The organism is Reichenbachiella sp. (genome assembly GCF_039941815.1).
GTDB lineage: Bacteria > Bacteroidota > Bacteroidia > Cytophagales > Cyclobacteriaceae > Reichenbachiella.
Genome location: NZ_JBDVDW010000059.1, coordinates 317,302 through 333,646, shown reverse-complemented (window position 1 = coordinate 333,646; position 16,345 = coordinate 317,302). Strand labels below are relative to the sequence as shown.

The following is a 16,345-nucleotide window of genomic DNA, read 5'->3' as shown; positions in this document are numbered from 1 at the left end:
TTAATTAATCTCTAAAAAGGACATTTTTCGCAGTTTGCACTTCGTTTCAATCGTTTGCGGAAAAAACGAAAATAATTAGGGTCTCTTGGAGGATTTTCTAATAATCAGGTCAGTTTTCAGCACCTGACGGATGGGTCGGTCCCTAAGTTCCTTGTCTTTCAACTCCGCTATGAGCCGCTTGGCAGCTGCTCTTCCCATATCCACACCTGGCTGCGATACTGTAGTGAGTTGTGGCTCAATCAGCGAGGAAAATTGCCAGTTGCTAAACCCTACAATAGCAATATCCTTTGGAATCTCTAAGCCTGCTTCTTTTATCGCCCGCATCGCACCGTAGGCTGCTGTATCATTGGTGCAGAAGACCGCATCAGGTGGGGTAGGCAAATCTAGTAGACGTTGCATGGCATGAAACCCCTCTTCTAGCGTGCCTCTGAAGCAAGGAAGAATGTAGTCAGGATTGATCACCATCTCGTTTTTCTTTAAAGTATCCTCATACCCTCGTTTTCTTTCAGCACCAATAGTCAGATTATCCGGCCCTGCCAGGTGCGCGATACGCTGGCTCTTTTGGTTGATAAGATGTTGTGTGGCCATGGCAGCTCCTTCATAGTCATCTACCACTACCTTACTTACCTTTAGCTCCTCTGTCTCTCTATCAAACAGTACCAACGGTATCTTTTGAGAGACTTCATGAAAGTGATCGAAATTCTGAGTTTCTTTAGAAAAAGATACGATCAATCCATCGATACGCTGATTCAAGAGTGCTTTTGTGTCTTTTACCTCCCTCTCGTAAGACTCACTGGTCTGGCAAAACATGACCGTGTAGCCCGCTTTATAGGCCACTTCCTCGATTCCAGAGATGACGGTGGAGAAGAAAAAATGTACGATTTCCGGTATGATGACGCCAATCGTATTAGTTTTTTGACTTCTCAGGTTTTGTGCGACCACGTTTGGCTCATAGTTGAGCTGTTTAGCCAGGTCGTTCACTTCTTTTTTAGTTTCAGGACTGATGTCTGGGTGGTCGTTCAACGCACGAGAAACAGTAGACGGAGATACACCCAGTGCTTTGGCGAGATCCTTAATCGTTACTTGACTGCTTTTCATTGCGTTATTTTTTATCTTTGAAGCTTACTTTGTTGTCCTATCTAAGCTGTTTTTAAGGGAATTAATGCCGCTAAAGCCATGTTGATAGTTTTGAGTTCATCATGGTGCCAGATTACTATTGGGTGATAAACCTAATGTATAATATTTCAATTCCCAATTAGCTCGAACCAAACTAATGATTCTTTGCTATAAATAGCGGCAATTCGGCTTTGAGATATTTCAAGTCAAAGAATTAGAATTTTATAGTAATAGTACAATTATTGATATTGCTCAATTTACCAAAAAGTGTCCTATTTGTAAAAATAAGAACCTAAAGGGTATTGAAAAATTTATTAAAAAAAAATGTATTCCGAAATCGTTTGCGGAATCGTTTGCATGCGGAAACGCATGAAAAAAACTGCGAATAGGAGTTGTATTATATGTTTTTAGAGTTATTATTGAATATGCAAGAACGACGAAAAGTTGATGAAAACTTAATACTACGAGGGAGTAGTGGACTTCAGAATTGTTTTTGCAAGAAGTTAACATTAATTAATTATTAGCGCTTGAATTAGATGTTTTTTTCGGAGAGGACGAGATGTTCAGAAAGCAAATCTTAGAAAAATACAATTAACAAAATTCGCAATTAATTAAAACACTATGAAAAACTATTACCAGTTAGTTTTCAGATGGCTGTTAGGAATGGGGATGATATTCTTTATTTCGATCTCAAGTGCTTTCGCACAGAGCAGCGTTGTATCTGGAACGATTAGAGACGCTGAATCCGGTGAGGGAATCCCCGGTGTGAACATCGTCGCGAAAGGTACCTCCAAAGGTGCAGTGACCGACATTGATGGGAATTACAGTGTAGAAGTAGATCAAAACGCTGTTTTGGTAATATCTTATGTGGGTTACAAATCTCAGGAAGTAAACGTTGGAACACGTACTACAGTAGATGTTGAGCTTGGATATGATATTTCTCAACTTGGAGAAATTGTCGTCATTGGATACGGTGAAGTAGATAGAGGAGATGTTACAGGATCTGTAATAGCGGTAAGTTCTGATGATTTTAATCAAGGCGCCATTTCAACGCCGCAGGAGTTGTTGATAGGAAAAGTACCCGGAGTAGTAATCACCTCACAAGGCGGTGCTGCAGGTACAGGATCACAGATTCGAATTAGAGGAGGTTCTTCATTGAGAGCCAATAATGATCCGTTGATTGTCATCGATGGAATGCCACTCGAAAGTAGAGGTATATCCGGTATGGCTAACCCATTATCAACGATCAATCCGAATGATATTGAGACTTTCACAGTGCTGAAAGATGCATCGGCAACTGCTATTTATGGATCAAGAGCTTCTAATGGTGTGATTCTTATCACCACTAAGCAAGGCTCATTGGACAAAATGCAGATCACGTACAATGGTAACGTATCAGTAGGTGTACCTGTAAAAACTCATGATGTATTCACAGGAGATGAGTATAGAGCGATGGTAGCAGACAGAGTGGCTTCAGGCGATTTAGATGATAACGCTTTAGTTAATCTTGGCACGGCCAACACAGACTGGCAAGATGAAATTTATCAAAATGCAGTTTCTACAGATCACAACGTAAGTGTAAGCGGCAATCTAAAAGGAGTGCCTATGAGAGGTTCCGTAGGATACACCGATCAAAGCGGTATTTTGAAGAAAAATAGCATGCAGAGAACCAGTTTCACTTTAAGTGCAAACCCATCTCTACTAAATGGTGATTTGAAAATAGGGTTGAACGCTAAAGGATCATTGATTGAAAATGACTTCTCAAATTCTGACGCCATAGGATCAGCAGTATCATTCGATCCGACGCAGCAGATAAGAAATGGCAACAGCCGATACGGTGGATATTTTGCCTGGACTAATCACGACCCATCGTTAGTTATGGATCCAGAAGAAGCGCCAATCAATATCGCTACGCACAATCCGATAGCACAGCTGAACTACAGAGACAACACCTCTTCAGCTCAGCGGTATATCCTTGGTGGTAAATTTGACTATTCTCTGCCATTCGTAGATGGATTGAAAGCCACCTTGAATTTGGGTATGGACTACTACAACTCAAAAGGAGACGATGTAGTCAATCCTCTGGCTTCCTGGTCGGAAAGAGAGCCTGCTCAAAATATAAAATTCTATGAGGAGACTAGAAAAAACAATCTGCTGGACTTCTACTTGAACTACAACAAAACTTTTGGTGGAGATCATGATTTAGACCTGACAGGTGGCTACTCTTATCAGCACTTCCACGTGACCAAGCGCGACGAAAACAGATCTTGGGTAGAAACTGATGCTGGAGCTGATACCGTGACTGCAAAGAGAGAATACTATCTGCTTTCATTCTTTGGAAGAGCCAATTATACGCTGAAAGATAAATATCTCTTGACCGCCACACTTAGAAACGATAGATCTTCCAGATTTAGCGAGGACAACAGATCAGGTTTTTTCCCTGCTGTAGCTGTAGCTTGGAAAATCAACGAAGAATCTTTCCTACAAGGCGTCGATGTACTGACAGAGCTTAAATTGAGAGCTGGATGGGGACAAACAGGACAGCAGGATATCGGAGATGATAACAAGACATTCTATCCGTACATTGCATCTTATACTGGAAGTAACCAAGGCGCCTATTATCAGTTTGGGAATAATTTTTACGCAACACAAAGACCTGATCCATACGATGTAAGTATTAAGTGGGAAACCACAACGACTCAAAACATCGGATTGGATTTCGGATTTCTAAGCGGAAGATTCACTGGATCCGTCGATTTCTATAAAAGAGTAACAGAAGACTTGATCAATGAAGTTCCGATCGCAGCTGGATCAAACTTCTCCAACTTTCTTACTACCAACGTAGGAACTTTGGAGAACAAAGGAATAGAAGTAGCCTTGACAGCAGCAATTATTTCTACTCCAGATCTCACATGGGAAGTATCAGGAAATCTGACTTACAATCAAAATGAGATCACTAAGTTGACCTTAATAGATGACCCTACATATCCAGGGTACAACACGGGTGAAATTGATGGAGGTGTCGGAAACAGAGTACAGATCAATAGCGTAGGCCAGTCAACAAACACCTTCTATCTATTTAGCCAGGTCTATGATCAAAATGGCTTGCCTATCGAAGGGCTTTATGTGGACAAAACTGGAAACGGTGGAGTCGTATCAGGAGACGAGTTGAACAAGTATTACCTTGGAAACCCCGCACCTAAATATTTGATCGGGCTGTCCTCTAGAGTGAACTACAAAGGATTCGATTTCTCCTTCTCAGGAAGAATGAGCTTGGGTAACTATGTGTACAACAACAATGCATCTAGTAAGGCACTTTATCAAAACCTGTACAATCAGGCCGGATATACCGCCAACATTTTGACAGCAGTCGAAGATACTCAGTTTACAACTGCACAATATTGGTCAGATTTTTATCTTGAAGATGCCTCATTCTTTAGAATGGACAACATCTCTGTAGGATACAGCTTTGATAAAATCTTTACAGATCAATTGAGAGGAAGAGTCTCATTCACAGTTCAGAACGCATTTGTAATCACAGATTACACCGGGCTGGACCCAGAGATTAGCAGCGGATCAAGATTAGGCCCGAATGTCGGAATTGATAACTCCGTATACCCAAGACCACGAACATATATGTTGGGTGTAAATCTTAATTTCTAATAGAAATTCTAAAAGTAGAAAACATGAAAAAGATTAATATAACATACTTAATGATGCTCGTGGCGACTGTAATATTTTCGTCATGCATCGGCGACTTGGATGTAGAACCAATAGATCCAAATGTAAGTACGTCAAACAATGTGTTTAAAAATGAGCAGGCTTACAAAGAAGCATTGGCTAAAATATATGCCAGCTATGCGATCAGTGGCCAGGATGGAAACGGTGGGGGTAACCCCGACATTGCAGGGATCGACGAAAACTTCGGTAACTATCTACGTCAATATTGGGGACTACAGCAGCTCTCTACAGACGAAGCTATTATTGCTTGGGATGATGCGACCATCAAAAACTTCCATTGGCAGACTTGGGCACCCAACGATGTATTCATCGCTGCCCTGTATTCTAGAATTTTTTATTCTATCACAATTGCCAATGAGTTTATTAGAAACGTAGACGCAGCCATAGCGGATGGTGCCTCAGGTGAGTTCCTTACAGACTTGAGAGCATACAGAGCTGAAGCAAGGTTCCTTAGAGCCTTTTCATACTGGCATGCAATAGACATGTTTGGCAATGTGCCCTTTGTCACTGAAGAGGACCTGCCAGGTGCTTTTTTTCCAGAAAGAATCACCAGAAGCGACCTTTTCGATTACATAGAAACAGAATTGCTTGACATGGAGTCTTCACTAGTTGCAGCTGGCGCTAACGAATACGCAAGAGCGGATAGAGGAGCAGCATGGATGCTTTTGGCGAAGTTGTATCTCAATGCCGAGGTATATACAGGTACAGAGAGATATACTGACGCACTTACTTATATCAATGAAGTGATAGGCGCGTCTTATATCCTTGATCCTACTTATGAAAATGTATTCAGGGCAGACAACAATCTCAGCTCAGAAATCATCTTTCCTTTGGCATTCGACGGTATCAATACTCAGCAGTATGGCGGGATGACCTTTCTACTACATGCATCCAACGGTGGTGGTATGCCACTCAATGGAATAGATGGTGGATGGGGCGGTATCCGCGGAATCAAAGATTTGGCTTCGAAATTTGGCGCTTCAGCTAGTGATTTCTCATCTGCAGATCCAGAGTATTCTACAATCAGTGATACAAGAGGTATGTTCTACTTCGATCCAAGTAGTTGGGAGTGGGACATCACCAATATCGGTACGTTCACAGAAGGTGTAGGCGTTACGAAGTTTAAGAACATCAGCTCCGACGGAAGTGCAGCACCAAATGCGCACCCAACTTTTGTGAGCACAGATTTTCCTGTATTCAGACTTGGAGACGCTTATTTGATGTATGCAGAGGCCGTTCTCAGAGGAGGTAATGGTGGTACAGTATCTACCGCTTTGGGATATATCAACGACCTGCGCGAAAGAGCATATGGTGACACATCGGGCAATATTGCCAGTGGTGATTTGACTTTGAATTTCATATTGGAAGAGAGAGGAAGAGAGCTATACTGGGAAGGCCACAGAAGAACTGACCTCATTAGATTTGGACAGTTTACTAATGGAAGTATGGTTTGGGAATGGAAAGGAAATGTGCAGGCTGGATCTTCTACGGAAGGATTCAGAGACCTGTACCCAATTCCAACGAACGATTTGAATGCAAATCCAAATCTTGAGCAAAACGATGGTTACACCAATTAAGAACTAAGCTGGAGAAGCTCGCTGTTGGCGAGCCTACTCTCCGGTTTCTCTTAAATAAAATATTAAGACATGAAAAAAATAACATATTTATATATTCTGGTGGTAGCCGTACTATTTAGCGCTTGCGAAGAAGAAGCGGAAAAAGTGACTATCAGCAGCGATCCTTCAGCACCAGCTTTGACTAGCCCCGGTACTGATGGGATGGAATTTGAAAAAGATGATGCCGCCGGTACTATTGATTATACCTGGGATGAGGCTGATTTTGGATTTGATGCCTCAGTTACATACGTCGTACAAATTGCGATGGATGATACTTTTACCGGAGCGGCAGATATAGCGACGTCGCAAGAGTCTACTGGCTCTGCAGTAGTAGCTGATGTAAATGCCGTACTCTTGGCATGGGGACTGACTATAGATGAGTCAGCCACTATCAAAGGCCGTGTTTATGCAACAGTAAGTGCTGATGTAGATACCGTATTCTCTGAAATATCTGATTTTACGGTGACTCCATATGAGACACTCATCGACTATCCTATGGCCTATGTGCCGGGTGCATATCAGGGCTGGAGTCCTGGTGCAGATGACGGTAGATTGTATTCTTACAACTTCAACTCAGTATATCAAGGAGTAATCAGAATCATAGACGGTGCAGCAGGTGATCCGGCAGCTAATACGGAGTTTAAAATCACTCCCGAGGCCAACTGGGACAATGCCTGGGGTGGATCACTTACAGCTGACGGTACAGACTACGCAGGTACGCTCGACGCAGCTGGAGGCAATTTTAGCGTTGTTCCCGGAGTATACGAGTTTATCGTAGATGTAAATGCCCTTACCATCTCAATGGAGAAAACAGACGACTGGGGTATCATCGGAGATAGCACACCTGATGGCTGGGATGGTGATACGGACATGACTTACAACGGACAGCGTCAGGTATGGGAAATTACTACAGACCTTACAGCAGGCGAATTTAAGTTCCGTGCAAATGATGCTTGGGATTTGAACTTGGGCGACACTGGCGCCGATGGAACTTTGGAAGGTGGAGGAGATAATATTGCCGTTGCCGCTGGCAACTACACCATCCGTCTTGATGTAGTCAATAGCACTTATCAACTCATTGCAAACTAAGCTTTAAGCTTCTTGTAAATAAAATAGAAGACCATCCACCGAGAATAACACGGTGGATGGTTTATTCTCATTCCCGCCATGAATGATCATGGAGAAGGGGAGCCTATATCCAAATTGAACTAATCCGCATGAATAAACTAATCCTATTCTTTTTTCTCCTCTCCAACTTTGCAATGGCTCAGGTCACCACTGACCCAGTATTCCCGCTGGCTGATCAGGAGGTAGAAATCACGGTCGACGTCACAGATACTCCCTTAGAAGACTATACGGATGATATTTGGATTTGGACCTGGGTGGATAGAGCCGCAGGTGATATAGACGCACCTACCAATGTCAATCCAGCTACAGCAAATCAAAGTGCCGCACTGATGACACGCTCAGAAAGCGACGACAATATCTACACCATTACATTTACCCCAACAGACTTCTTCGACCTGGAAGCTGATGAAATAGAAAAAATTGGTCTGCTGCTAAAAGGCCAGTCCTGGGACGACGGTCAGACACCTGACTACGATTTTGACGTCCTGTCAAATGAATTCGCTATTAGCGTCACCAGCCCAACTTCTTTTCCCATCCTTGTGGATGCCGGAGAATCAATAGAGTTGGCAGTGGCTACCTCCGAAAGTGCAAGTATATCCTTGAGCGTAGATGGCGAAGAAGTGGCCAGCGAAACCAACGCCACTAGCCTGGAATACACACTGACAGCTGCGGACGATGGTATTCATGATATAGAATTCGCGGCCAGTACATCCGATGATGAGGCCAGCGAAGCTTTTACCTATACAGTCAGAACAGCCACCGTTGAAGCCGCGAGGCCGGCTGGGGTAGTAGATGGTATCAACTATCAGAATGATGATACCCAGGTGGTTCTTTCGCTACTCGCTCCAGAAAAATCAACCGTATATGTAGTAGGTGACTTTACCGATTGGAAAATAGATCCGGACTTCCAGATGAGCAAAGACGGCGAGCACTTCTGGCTAGAAATAAATGACCTGACGAGAGGCAAAGAATACGCATACCAATATTTGGTAGATGAACAGATTTGGATTGCGGACCCTCATGCCGATAAAATCCTTGATACTGATGATAAATGGATCCCTGAATCTACCTACCCAGACCTGATGGAATACCCTGAAGGTGCTGCTCATGCCAATTGGTATCACAATAGAGCCTCAGTGTTACAAACCAACCAAACACCTTTCGAATGGCAAAATTCATCATTTGAAAAACCAGAAAAAGAAGATTTGATCATCTACGAACTGCTGGTGAGAGATTTTCTAGGTGAGGAAAATATGAATTATCAAGCCCTGATTGATACACTGGACTATATCAGTGGACTAGGGGTCAACGCCATTGAGCTCATGCCTATCATGGAGTTTAACGGGAATGACAGCTGGGGCTACAACCCAACATTCATGTTTGCGGTAGACAAAGCCTATGGTACCAAAAACGATCTCAAAGAATTCATAGATGCTGCCCACGGTAAAGGCATGGCGGTGATACTTGACATGGTTATGAATCAAAACGACATCCCTTCACCTTATGCACAAATGTATTTTGATTTTGATGATTTCAAACCTACAGAAGACAACCCCTGGTTCAATGTGGAAGCCAAGCACCCGTTCAATGTATTCTCCGATATCAATCACGAAAGCGAGTACACCCAAAACTGGCTCGACTCCATCAATCACTACTGGCTCAACGAGTTCAAATTTGATGGCTATCGATTCGATTTATCAAAAGGATTTACACAAGTAGATGCTGGAGGAAGTGTAAGTGGATGGGGTAAAAAAGATGAGTCCAGAATCACCCTGCTCAAAAGAATGGCAGACGCCATCTGGGAACATACGCCGGACGCTTACGTGATATTAGAGCACTTTGCAGATAACGATGAAGAGATAGAATTGTCCGACTACGGGATGATGTTGTGGGGCAATATACATCACGACTACGGTGAAGCCGCTCTGGGCAATGCCGATGGTAAATCTATCGAATGGGGCTATTTCGACGAGCGCGGCTGGACCAACAATTACTTGATTTCCTATATGGAAAGCCATGATGAAGAGAGACATATGTTTAGTCTCCTGAAAGATGGTGTAGAAGCTGGTGTCTACAGGGTGCGGGAATTTGGCAACGCCCTGGATCGATTAAAACTATCAGCCGCTTTCTTTTTTACTATACCCGGACCCAAGATGTTTTGGCAATGGGGCGAATTTGGCTACGATATCTCCATCGATGAGAATGGACGTACCGGCCGTAAACCGGCGAAATGGGAATATTTGGAAGACACCCAAAGGAGAGGCTTGTATCTGACGTACAAAGAGCTAATCAAATTAAGAAACGAATACGATGTCTTTACAAAAGGTGACTTTAGCTGGAACCCGGAAGGCGTACACAAGACCATTCACCTCTCCAACTCAGACACGAGTGTGGTCGTGATTGGAAATTTTGACGTACAGGAAGGCGACATCGACCCTGATTTTCAACACACAGGCACATGGTTTGATTTCATCACAGGAGAAGAGATAGAGGTGACTGATGTCAATGCTGATTTGGCACTGGCACCAGGCGAGTATCACATTTTTACCGATCAGAAGCTTCACACCCCGGTAGAAGGGATAGTCACTGGTTTCGGGTCTGACCTACAGGCAAATACACTACTTTTTTCACCTAATCCCGCTAGTGATCACATTCGTATAAATTTGAACGAGGCTTTCCGGAAATCTGAAACCCCCTGGTCGATAGTCAACGTGTTGGGACAGGAAGTTTTATATGGTACAATGCTACAATCCGATGTGAGCCTGGATATATCTAAGCTGCCAGTCGGCGTATACACGTTTAGGACACAAGGTCAAAATCGATTGATTTCAAGAAAATTTATAAAAAACTAAATCTTAGAGTATAAACTAGTGCTATGAAACTTCAAATAATCGTAATTGTATTTTTATTGGCCCTCTCCGGGTGTACCGAAGGCCAGCAGGACCAACAAGCGGAAGCTATGAATCAACCAATAGAATGGAACAAAATGGTGTTCTATGAAATATTTGTACAGTCATTTGCTGACTCAAATGGGGATGGCATTGGTGATATCAATGGGATGAGTGCTAAGCTGGATTACCTAAGCGACTTGGGAGTGGATGCTATTTGGTTGATGCCGATGTCGCCTTCTCCGAGCTATCACAAGTACGACGTCACAGACTACACTGGTATACACCCTGATTATGGCACCATGGAAGATTTCAAGGCTTTCGTAGAGGCTGCACATAAAAAGGACATCAGAATCATCGTTGATTTTGTGATTAATCATAGTGGGTATGATCACCCATGGTTTCAAGACGCACTGCAAGGCAAATCCGCCAAGTATAGAGATTATTATGTATGGGCAGACAAAGACTCCATAGTCGAGCAGATTGCTAAGAAAGAAACTTCATTCGACTCTGATAACATCCGTCAGTGGCATCCAGTGGAAGGAGATACAACCGAGGAGCACTACTATGGTTTTTTTTATGGAGGAATGCCTGATTTGAATTATGACAATCCAGTAGTCAGGCAAGAGGTCTATCAGGCAGGAAGATACTGGTTGGAAGACGTCGGAGTAGATGGATTCAGACTGGATGCAGCAAAGCACATCTATCCCGATGATAGAGCAGAAGATAGTCACGCTTTTTGGAGAGAATTCAAGGCAGAAATGGAGCAGGTGAATGCCAATGTCTACCTCATCGGTGAAGTCTGGGCGGATGCCGCTACCGCTTCCCCATACGCAGCTGGATTTACTTCATTATTCAATTTTGACCGTGCATTCAGCATATTAGAATCAATAAATAATGGTAGAGTGGTGGCAGCCAATATCAAAGGTCATGGATATCAAATCGACTCTTCCGCCAATATGGCTGATGTAATCAATACCTCTTTGCCCTGGTTTAAGAAATATAATCCGGAGTTTGTAGAAGCGAGCTTTTTGAGCAACCATGATCAAAACCGTGTAGCATCAGTATTGGGTAATGATCCAGCTAAGGTCAAACTGGCCGCAGCCATGCTATTCACCTTGCCTGGGACACCATACGTCTACTATGGTGAGGAGATTGGAATGCTGGGCATGAAGCCGGATGAAAACATAAGAGAACCCATGCCATGGGACAATCTGGCTGAAGATGCGGCTAGAGCAACTTGGATGGAGCCGGCGTACACGACTGACAAATCTGTAAAACCAGCTAAACTTCAAGCCTCAGATCCAACTTCTGTGCTATACCTATACAAGCAATTAATTGCCCTGAAAAAAGAGCCAGTATTCACCGAAGGAGACATCCAACATTTGGATTTTGGTAATTCCGGTATTGTGGCCTTTACAAGAAATATTGAAGGAGAATCTGTAGCAGTGATTCATAATTTATCTGCTAAGTCACAGCAGCTGGATGCCACATTGGTAGAAGACTATCAGATCGAACATTGGGTGTCTACCTCTATTGACAGGAGTGATGAGGTACTTACGGTTCCAGCCAGAGGAAGTGTAGTCTTCAGAAAATAACAAAGATCAGTTTTGGGTTACAGAGGGGTGCCGGGGGGCACTCCTCTTTTTTTTCGCTTGCGCTAAACTGCCTTGAGAATGACGATAAACGTAGTGCCCTGATCTGGGGCAGACTTCCACTCCAGCCGTCCCCCAAGCAATTCTGTATATTTAGCTACAATAGATAGTCCCAATCCGGTGGATCTTTCTCCTCCTGTAGGCTTAGCACTTAGCCGTTGGAACTTTTTAAACATGCGTTTTTGGTCCTCTTCAGACAATCCGGGACCTCCATCGGTGAAGTTAATATGATGAAAACCGTCATGCGTTTCTACGCGTATCCAAATCGCTTCACCTAATGGAGAGAATTTGATCGCATTTGAGAGGAGATTTTCAAATACATGAAATAGATATTGGTCCAAACCAAAGACCTTCTGGTCATCTTCGGTATGTAGCGCTATGGTGATCTTTTTGTCATGAGCTTGCTGATGATAATTGCTCAAGACACGATTTAGCACCTCAGTGAGATCTATTTCTCTAAAATCCTCAGTGCTTTGTGATTCAATCCGTTCCACGTCCAGAATCCTGGTCACCATCTTGTTGAGACGCCTCGACTCAGAGGTGATATGTTCAATGGTACCAATCTGATCTTTGGTCAGGTTTTCGTCCATTTTGAGTAGCCCTGCAAGCCCTATAATATTATTGATAGGCGCACGCAAATCATGTGAAAGGATATTGATAAAATTGTTTTTCTCCTCGTCCAGATCGAGTAGTTCATTGTTTCTTTTGCTTAGCAACTCATTCTGATTCTCTATCATGTTGCGATGCGCAGTCAAAATTTCATTCGCCTTCGACTTCACCCTATTTCTATTGAATAGCGCAAAAGCGAAAATCAGGATCACGACGACGCAGGCGATCAGCATATTGGTGATATAAGCCTGCCGTTGTACCTGTTTGGATTGTTCGTATAATTCCTTATCTACCAGCTCCTTTTCTTTAAGCAAGAGCACAATTTCTTCGTTTTCACCCTCTGAGATACTTTCTATCAAGTCATAAACATCGTTGCCCAGATATTTTTGAATCCCTTTGTTTCTTAAGATTTGATAATCAGAACTGGCCAGATATTCATTGATAGGAATGGCCCAATCGCTTCCTTTTTCGAAAATTACACAGAATCCAATACCTTTGACCGGAAGAATGGGTTGCCTTTTGATATCCAAATTTTGATTCAGTGCGATGAGGTAGTTGGGAAGATCCATGTAGCCAAATCGATCAGGTTGCTCCAGAATACCCTCTAGTATTTCGTTGCTTGACTGCTTGTAGATTACATTGAAGTCAACGTCGTATTTGTCCTTGATATTTGTCAGATACTGATCATAAGTAGTTTCGCTCACCGACACCGCCGTATAGCTTGGAAACGACTCCTTAAACTCATCAATCGAATTTACAGTAGGGATAGACTTGTTGGATACCAGAACCTGGATATCAGGAAAATAGGGATTTGAAAAGCCAACTTCTTCCTCACGGTTGGCCGTACGAGAGATAATATCAAGGCCCAGATCACCGGCATTTGGATTGTCTTTGATAAGACCAAACACATATTTAAAGCTTTCTTGAGACTGCCAGTCGAGATTGAGTTTGATCCCGTATTTATTCCACAGGTAGTATTTGAACCCGACCATCATTTCATACTCCAGCCCACGCAACGACCCATCGGCTTCGCGGATCAGAAACGGTTCCGTGCTGCGATAATATATGGTCACAGTACCTTCTTTATTCTTCTGCAGCTCGGCCCAGGTCAAATCAGACCCAATACAGGTAGAAGTAATCAAAAAGTACATCAGAGCAAAGAAAATGCTTCTAATTATCCTCACGTGCCAAAGATACTTATTCTTCTAAGAGCAAAAATTATTGCTAGATAATTAATTGACAGATTAGGAAAATCTCAAAGAAAGAGTAGATATTTTGCAAAATTTAAATAATTGGAGATTCACATATTATTTTTGTAGATTTAAACCGTAGTATACTATAAGCCGTAGTATTCGGTTGGCAGCTATATGGAAGAGAATACAAATGAAATATTAGGTGCCTTCGACGAATGGAAGGAGGAAAAATCTACCCAGGGTGACATGATTGATGATGTAAAGAAAGGAAAAGAGGTTGAAGCGAAAAATGTAAATAGCTTTGATCTGTATAACAAAATCTACAATGAGAATGTACTCCTCATGTACAAGGGAGCTATTACCTTTGATTTGGTGACATCTGTGATTGAGACCTTGGACAGAAAGGTGAATATGACAGAATCTGACAAAAAAGTTCAGAAGTTGTTTTATAGTGCAGCAGTGGAATGTGTTCACAATTTGTACCATCATATGGATGAGGTAAAAGGACACTTCAAAGAAATCTCCGAACATGATGCCAAATCAGGCCTGATCACGGTGATAGCCAAAGAGAAGTTTTATAACATCATTACTGGCAACTTTATCCCCACAAAGCATACCTACGACCTGAAAGATAAAATAGAAGAGGTGAACAATACCGATAAAGACGGATTGAGAGCTTTATATAAAGAAACTTTAAGTAATGGTGAGTTCTCCGAAAAGGGAACAGCCGGATTAGGACTCATACAATTGGCTCGCAAGACAGGCGAGAGACTCAACTACAAGTTTGACAAGGTAAATAGTGAGTATTCTTATTTCACATTCCAGATTAAGATTAATAGAGTTTAAAGCGCTCTAGCCTCCTTAAAAAATATTGAATCCGGCGCTAGCCGGATTTTTCATTTACACCAGTATTATCCAGTATTTGTACCGAGGAAATACATTTCAGGCTTGAATATTCACTCAGCCAGGCGAGTAGATATTTCTGCCTGAGCTTCTAATGTTCGGTGAACCGGGCAAAGGTTGGCGATTTCCAGCATACGGTTTTTTTGCTCAGCAGTCAAATCTCCTTCAACCGTAATGACTCGCTCAAAAACATCCACCTTTTGTCCTTTTTCATCGCAGCTGGCACAATCTGTCCTGTATTCGCGACCAAAGTCTACGCGTACGCGTATTCTTGATACCTCAAGTTTTTTTCTGTTCGCATAAAGCCTCAGCGTAATAGAGGTGCAGCTAGCAAGGGCGCCAGACAGCAGATCATAAGGTGTCGGTCCTTTATTCTGCCCACCAATTTCTATGGGTTCATCCACCAAACCCATATGTCCTTCAGTGTTCAACTGAGTGGTTAATTCATTTTTGGTAATCGCTACTGCATAAGTGCCCATTTGAATCTTTTTTATATAAATATAAGCATATCATAAATCTTACACATTTGAAAACCCAATTGTTAGGATCTAATCAGCAGGTGATAGTATGAGGCAGACTTAGCTGTTTTCCTTAAGGTAATTAATGAATGCGCCAGGAGAGTTTAAATAAATGGCTTGGTCCTTGAATTGCTCTGGGTCCAGCAGGTGGGTATTTCCAGAATAGAGTAATTTGATCCCAACGTCATCCAAAAGCACTTTCAGAGTCTTCTCAAATTTGGAGTTTCGCGGAGAAACCATCATGGAAAACATAAAATTGGGTTTCAACTGTTCTGTGACTAATTTGATATTTTCTGACGGCACGTTCTGTCCAAGATAGTAAGTACGCCAGCCGATTTCTTTGGCTATATAGTTGGCCAATAACAGCCCGATCTCGTGATCCTCGCCGTCCAGGAGATAGAGGAGGAGACTGGGAGCGTCCGATGCAGGTTGAGGCAAGGCATCCGTAGCAGCTATCAGCTTCTGACGAATCAAACTAGAAATGAAATGCTCCTGAGCAGGCATGGCCTTGTTCGTGCCCCACAAGACGCCAACATGATTAAGAAAAGGGTAGATAAGTGAAACAAAAGTATTGAGCAGTCCTTTTCTTGTTAGGTGAGCATTATATAACTCACTAAACTTTTGCTCGTCCATGTCTATCATGCAAAGCGTAAGCGCACTGATATCTTCCTGTATATCCGCCTGAGGCTGAAGTAGAATGTCGCTGACATGTTCATGAATTTCAGCGTCTTTCATGGCTACCACCTTGGAGATCTTGAACTTGTTGCGAAGAAGAACACCAACGTTTATTAGCTTTTTTAACTGCTCGTCAGAATAGTAGCGAATATTTGTTGCTGTTCGAAAAGGTTCTACGAAATCAAATCTTCGCTCCCATACACGCAAGGAATGAGCCGAAATACCAGTGATTGCCTCCACTTGCGCTACTGAATATGTGATCATGTCTAATTATTTGAAAATAAATATGGACAAAAATCTTCT

At 42.6% G+C, this 16,345-nt stretch carries 10 protein-coding genes; 6 read left to right on the top strand and 4 right to left on the bottom strand.

Annotation, left to right across the window (positions count from 1 at the left end; all coding sequences use genetic code 11):
* Positions 1-75 precede the first annotated feature (75 nt).
* Entirely contained in the window at positions 76-1,098 is a 1,023-nt protein-coding gene (locus ABJF11_RS14030; RefSeq protein ID WP_348120504.1) for a LacI family DNA-binding transcriptional regulator, read from the bottom strand.
* Positions 1,099-1,737: 639 nt separating this feature from the next.
* Here ABJF11_RS14030 and ABJF11_RS14025 point away from each other — a divergent pair.
* The 5 genes from ABJF11_RS14025 (at position 1,738) to ABJF11_RS14005 (ending at position 12,087) form a co-directional block, all read left to right on the top strand.
* A complete protein-coding gene (locus tag ABJF11_RS14025) occupies positions 1,738-4,779 on the top strand; it encodes a TonB-dependent receptor (protein WP_348120503.1) in 3,042 nt (1,013 codons plus the stop codon).
* A gap of 23 nt (positions 4,780-4,802) precedes the next feature.
* Positions 4,803-6,434, top strand: coding sequence for a RagB/SusD family nutrient uptake outer membrane protein (locus ABJF11_RS14020; RefSeq protein ID WP_348120502.1), 1,632 nt, complete (start codon positions 4,803-4,805; stop codon positions 6,432-6,434).
* Between the two features lie 69 nt (positions 6,435-6,503).
* Complete coding sequence (locus ABJF11_RS14015) at positions 6,504-7,562, top strand: SusE domain-containing protein (protein WP_348120501.1); 1,059 nt, start codon at positions 6,504-6,506, stop codon at positions 7,560-7,562.
* A gap of 128 nt (positions 7,563-7,690) precedes the next feature.
* Positions 7,691-10,453: an alpha-amylase family glycosyl hydrolase gene (locus ABJF11_RS14010; RefSeq protein WP_348120500.1), complete on the top strand. Its 2,763-nt coding sequence runs from the start codon at positions 7,691-7,693 to the stop codon at positions 10,451-10,453.
* Between the two features lie 23 nt (positions 10,454-10,476).
* Positions 10,477-12,087 carry an alpha-amylase family glycosyl hydrolase gene (locus ABJF11_RS14005; protein ID WP_348120499.1) on the top strand — a complete coding sequence of 537 codons (1,611 nt, stop codon included), beginning with the start codon at positions 10,477-10,479 and terminating at the stop codon, positions 12,085-12,087.
* Positions 12,088-12,149: 62 nt separating this feature from the next.
* Here ABJF11_RS14005 and ABJF11_RS14000 read toward each other — a convergent pair whose 3' ends face one another.
* Positions 12,150-13,937, bottom strand: a complete 1,788-nt coding sequence (locus tag ABJF11_RS14000) for an ATP-binding protein (RefSeq protein WP_348120498.1) — start codon at positions 13,935-13,937, stop codon at positions 12,150-12,152.
* A 183-nt stretch (positions 13,938-14,120) separates the two neighbouring features.
* On the opposite strand from ABJF11_RS14000, the gene ABJF11_RS13995 reads away from it, so the two are divergent.
* Complete coding sequence (locus ABJF11_RS13995) at positions 14,121-14,792, top strand: SiaB family protein kinase (protein WP_348120497.1); 672 nt, start codon at positions 14,121-14,123, stop codon at positions 14,790-14,792.
* 110 nt (positions 14,793-14,902) lie between these two features.
* Here ABJF11_RS13995 and ABJF11_RS13990 read toward each other — a convergent pair whose 3' ends face one another.
* Together ABJF11_RS13990 and ABJF11_RS13985 are read right to left on the bottom strand one after the other, a co-directional pair.
* Complete coding sequence (locus ABJF11_RS13990) at positions 14,903-15,328, bottom strand: OsmC family protein (RefSeq protein WP_348120496.1); 426 nt, start codon at positions 15,326-15,328, stop codon at positions 14,903-14,905.
* Positions 15,329-15,427: 99 nt separating this feature from the next.
* Positions 15,428-16,306: a MerR family transcriptional regulator gene (locus tag ABJF11_RS13985; protein WP_348120495.1), complete on the bottom strand. Its 879-nt coding sequence runs from the start codon at positions 16,304-16,306 to the stop codon at positions 15,428-15,430.
* Positions 16,307-16,345: the final 39 nt, after the last annotated feature.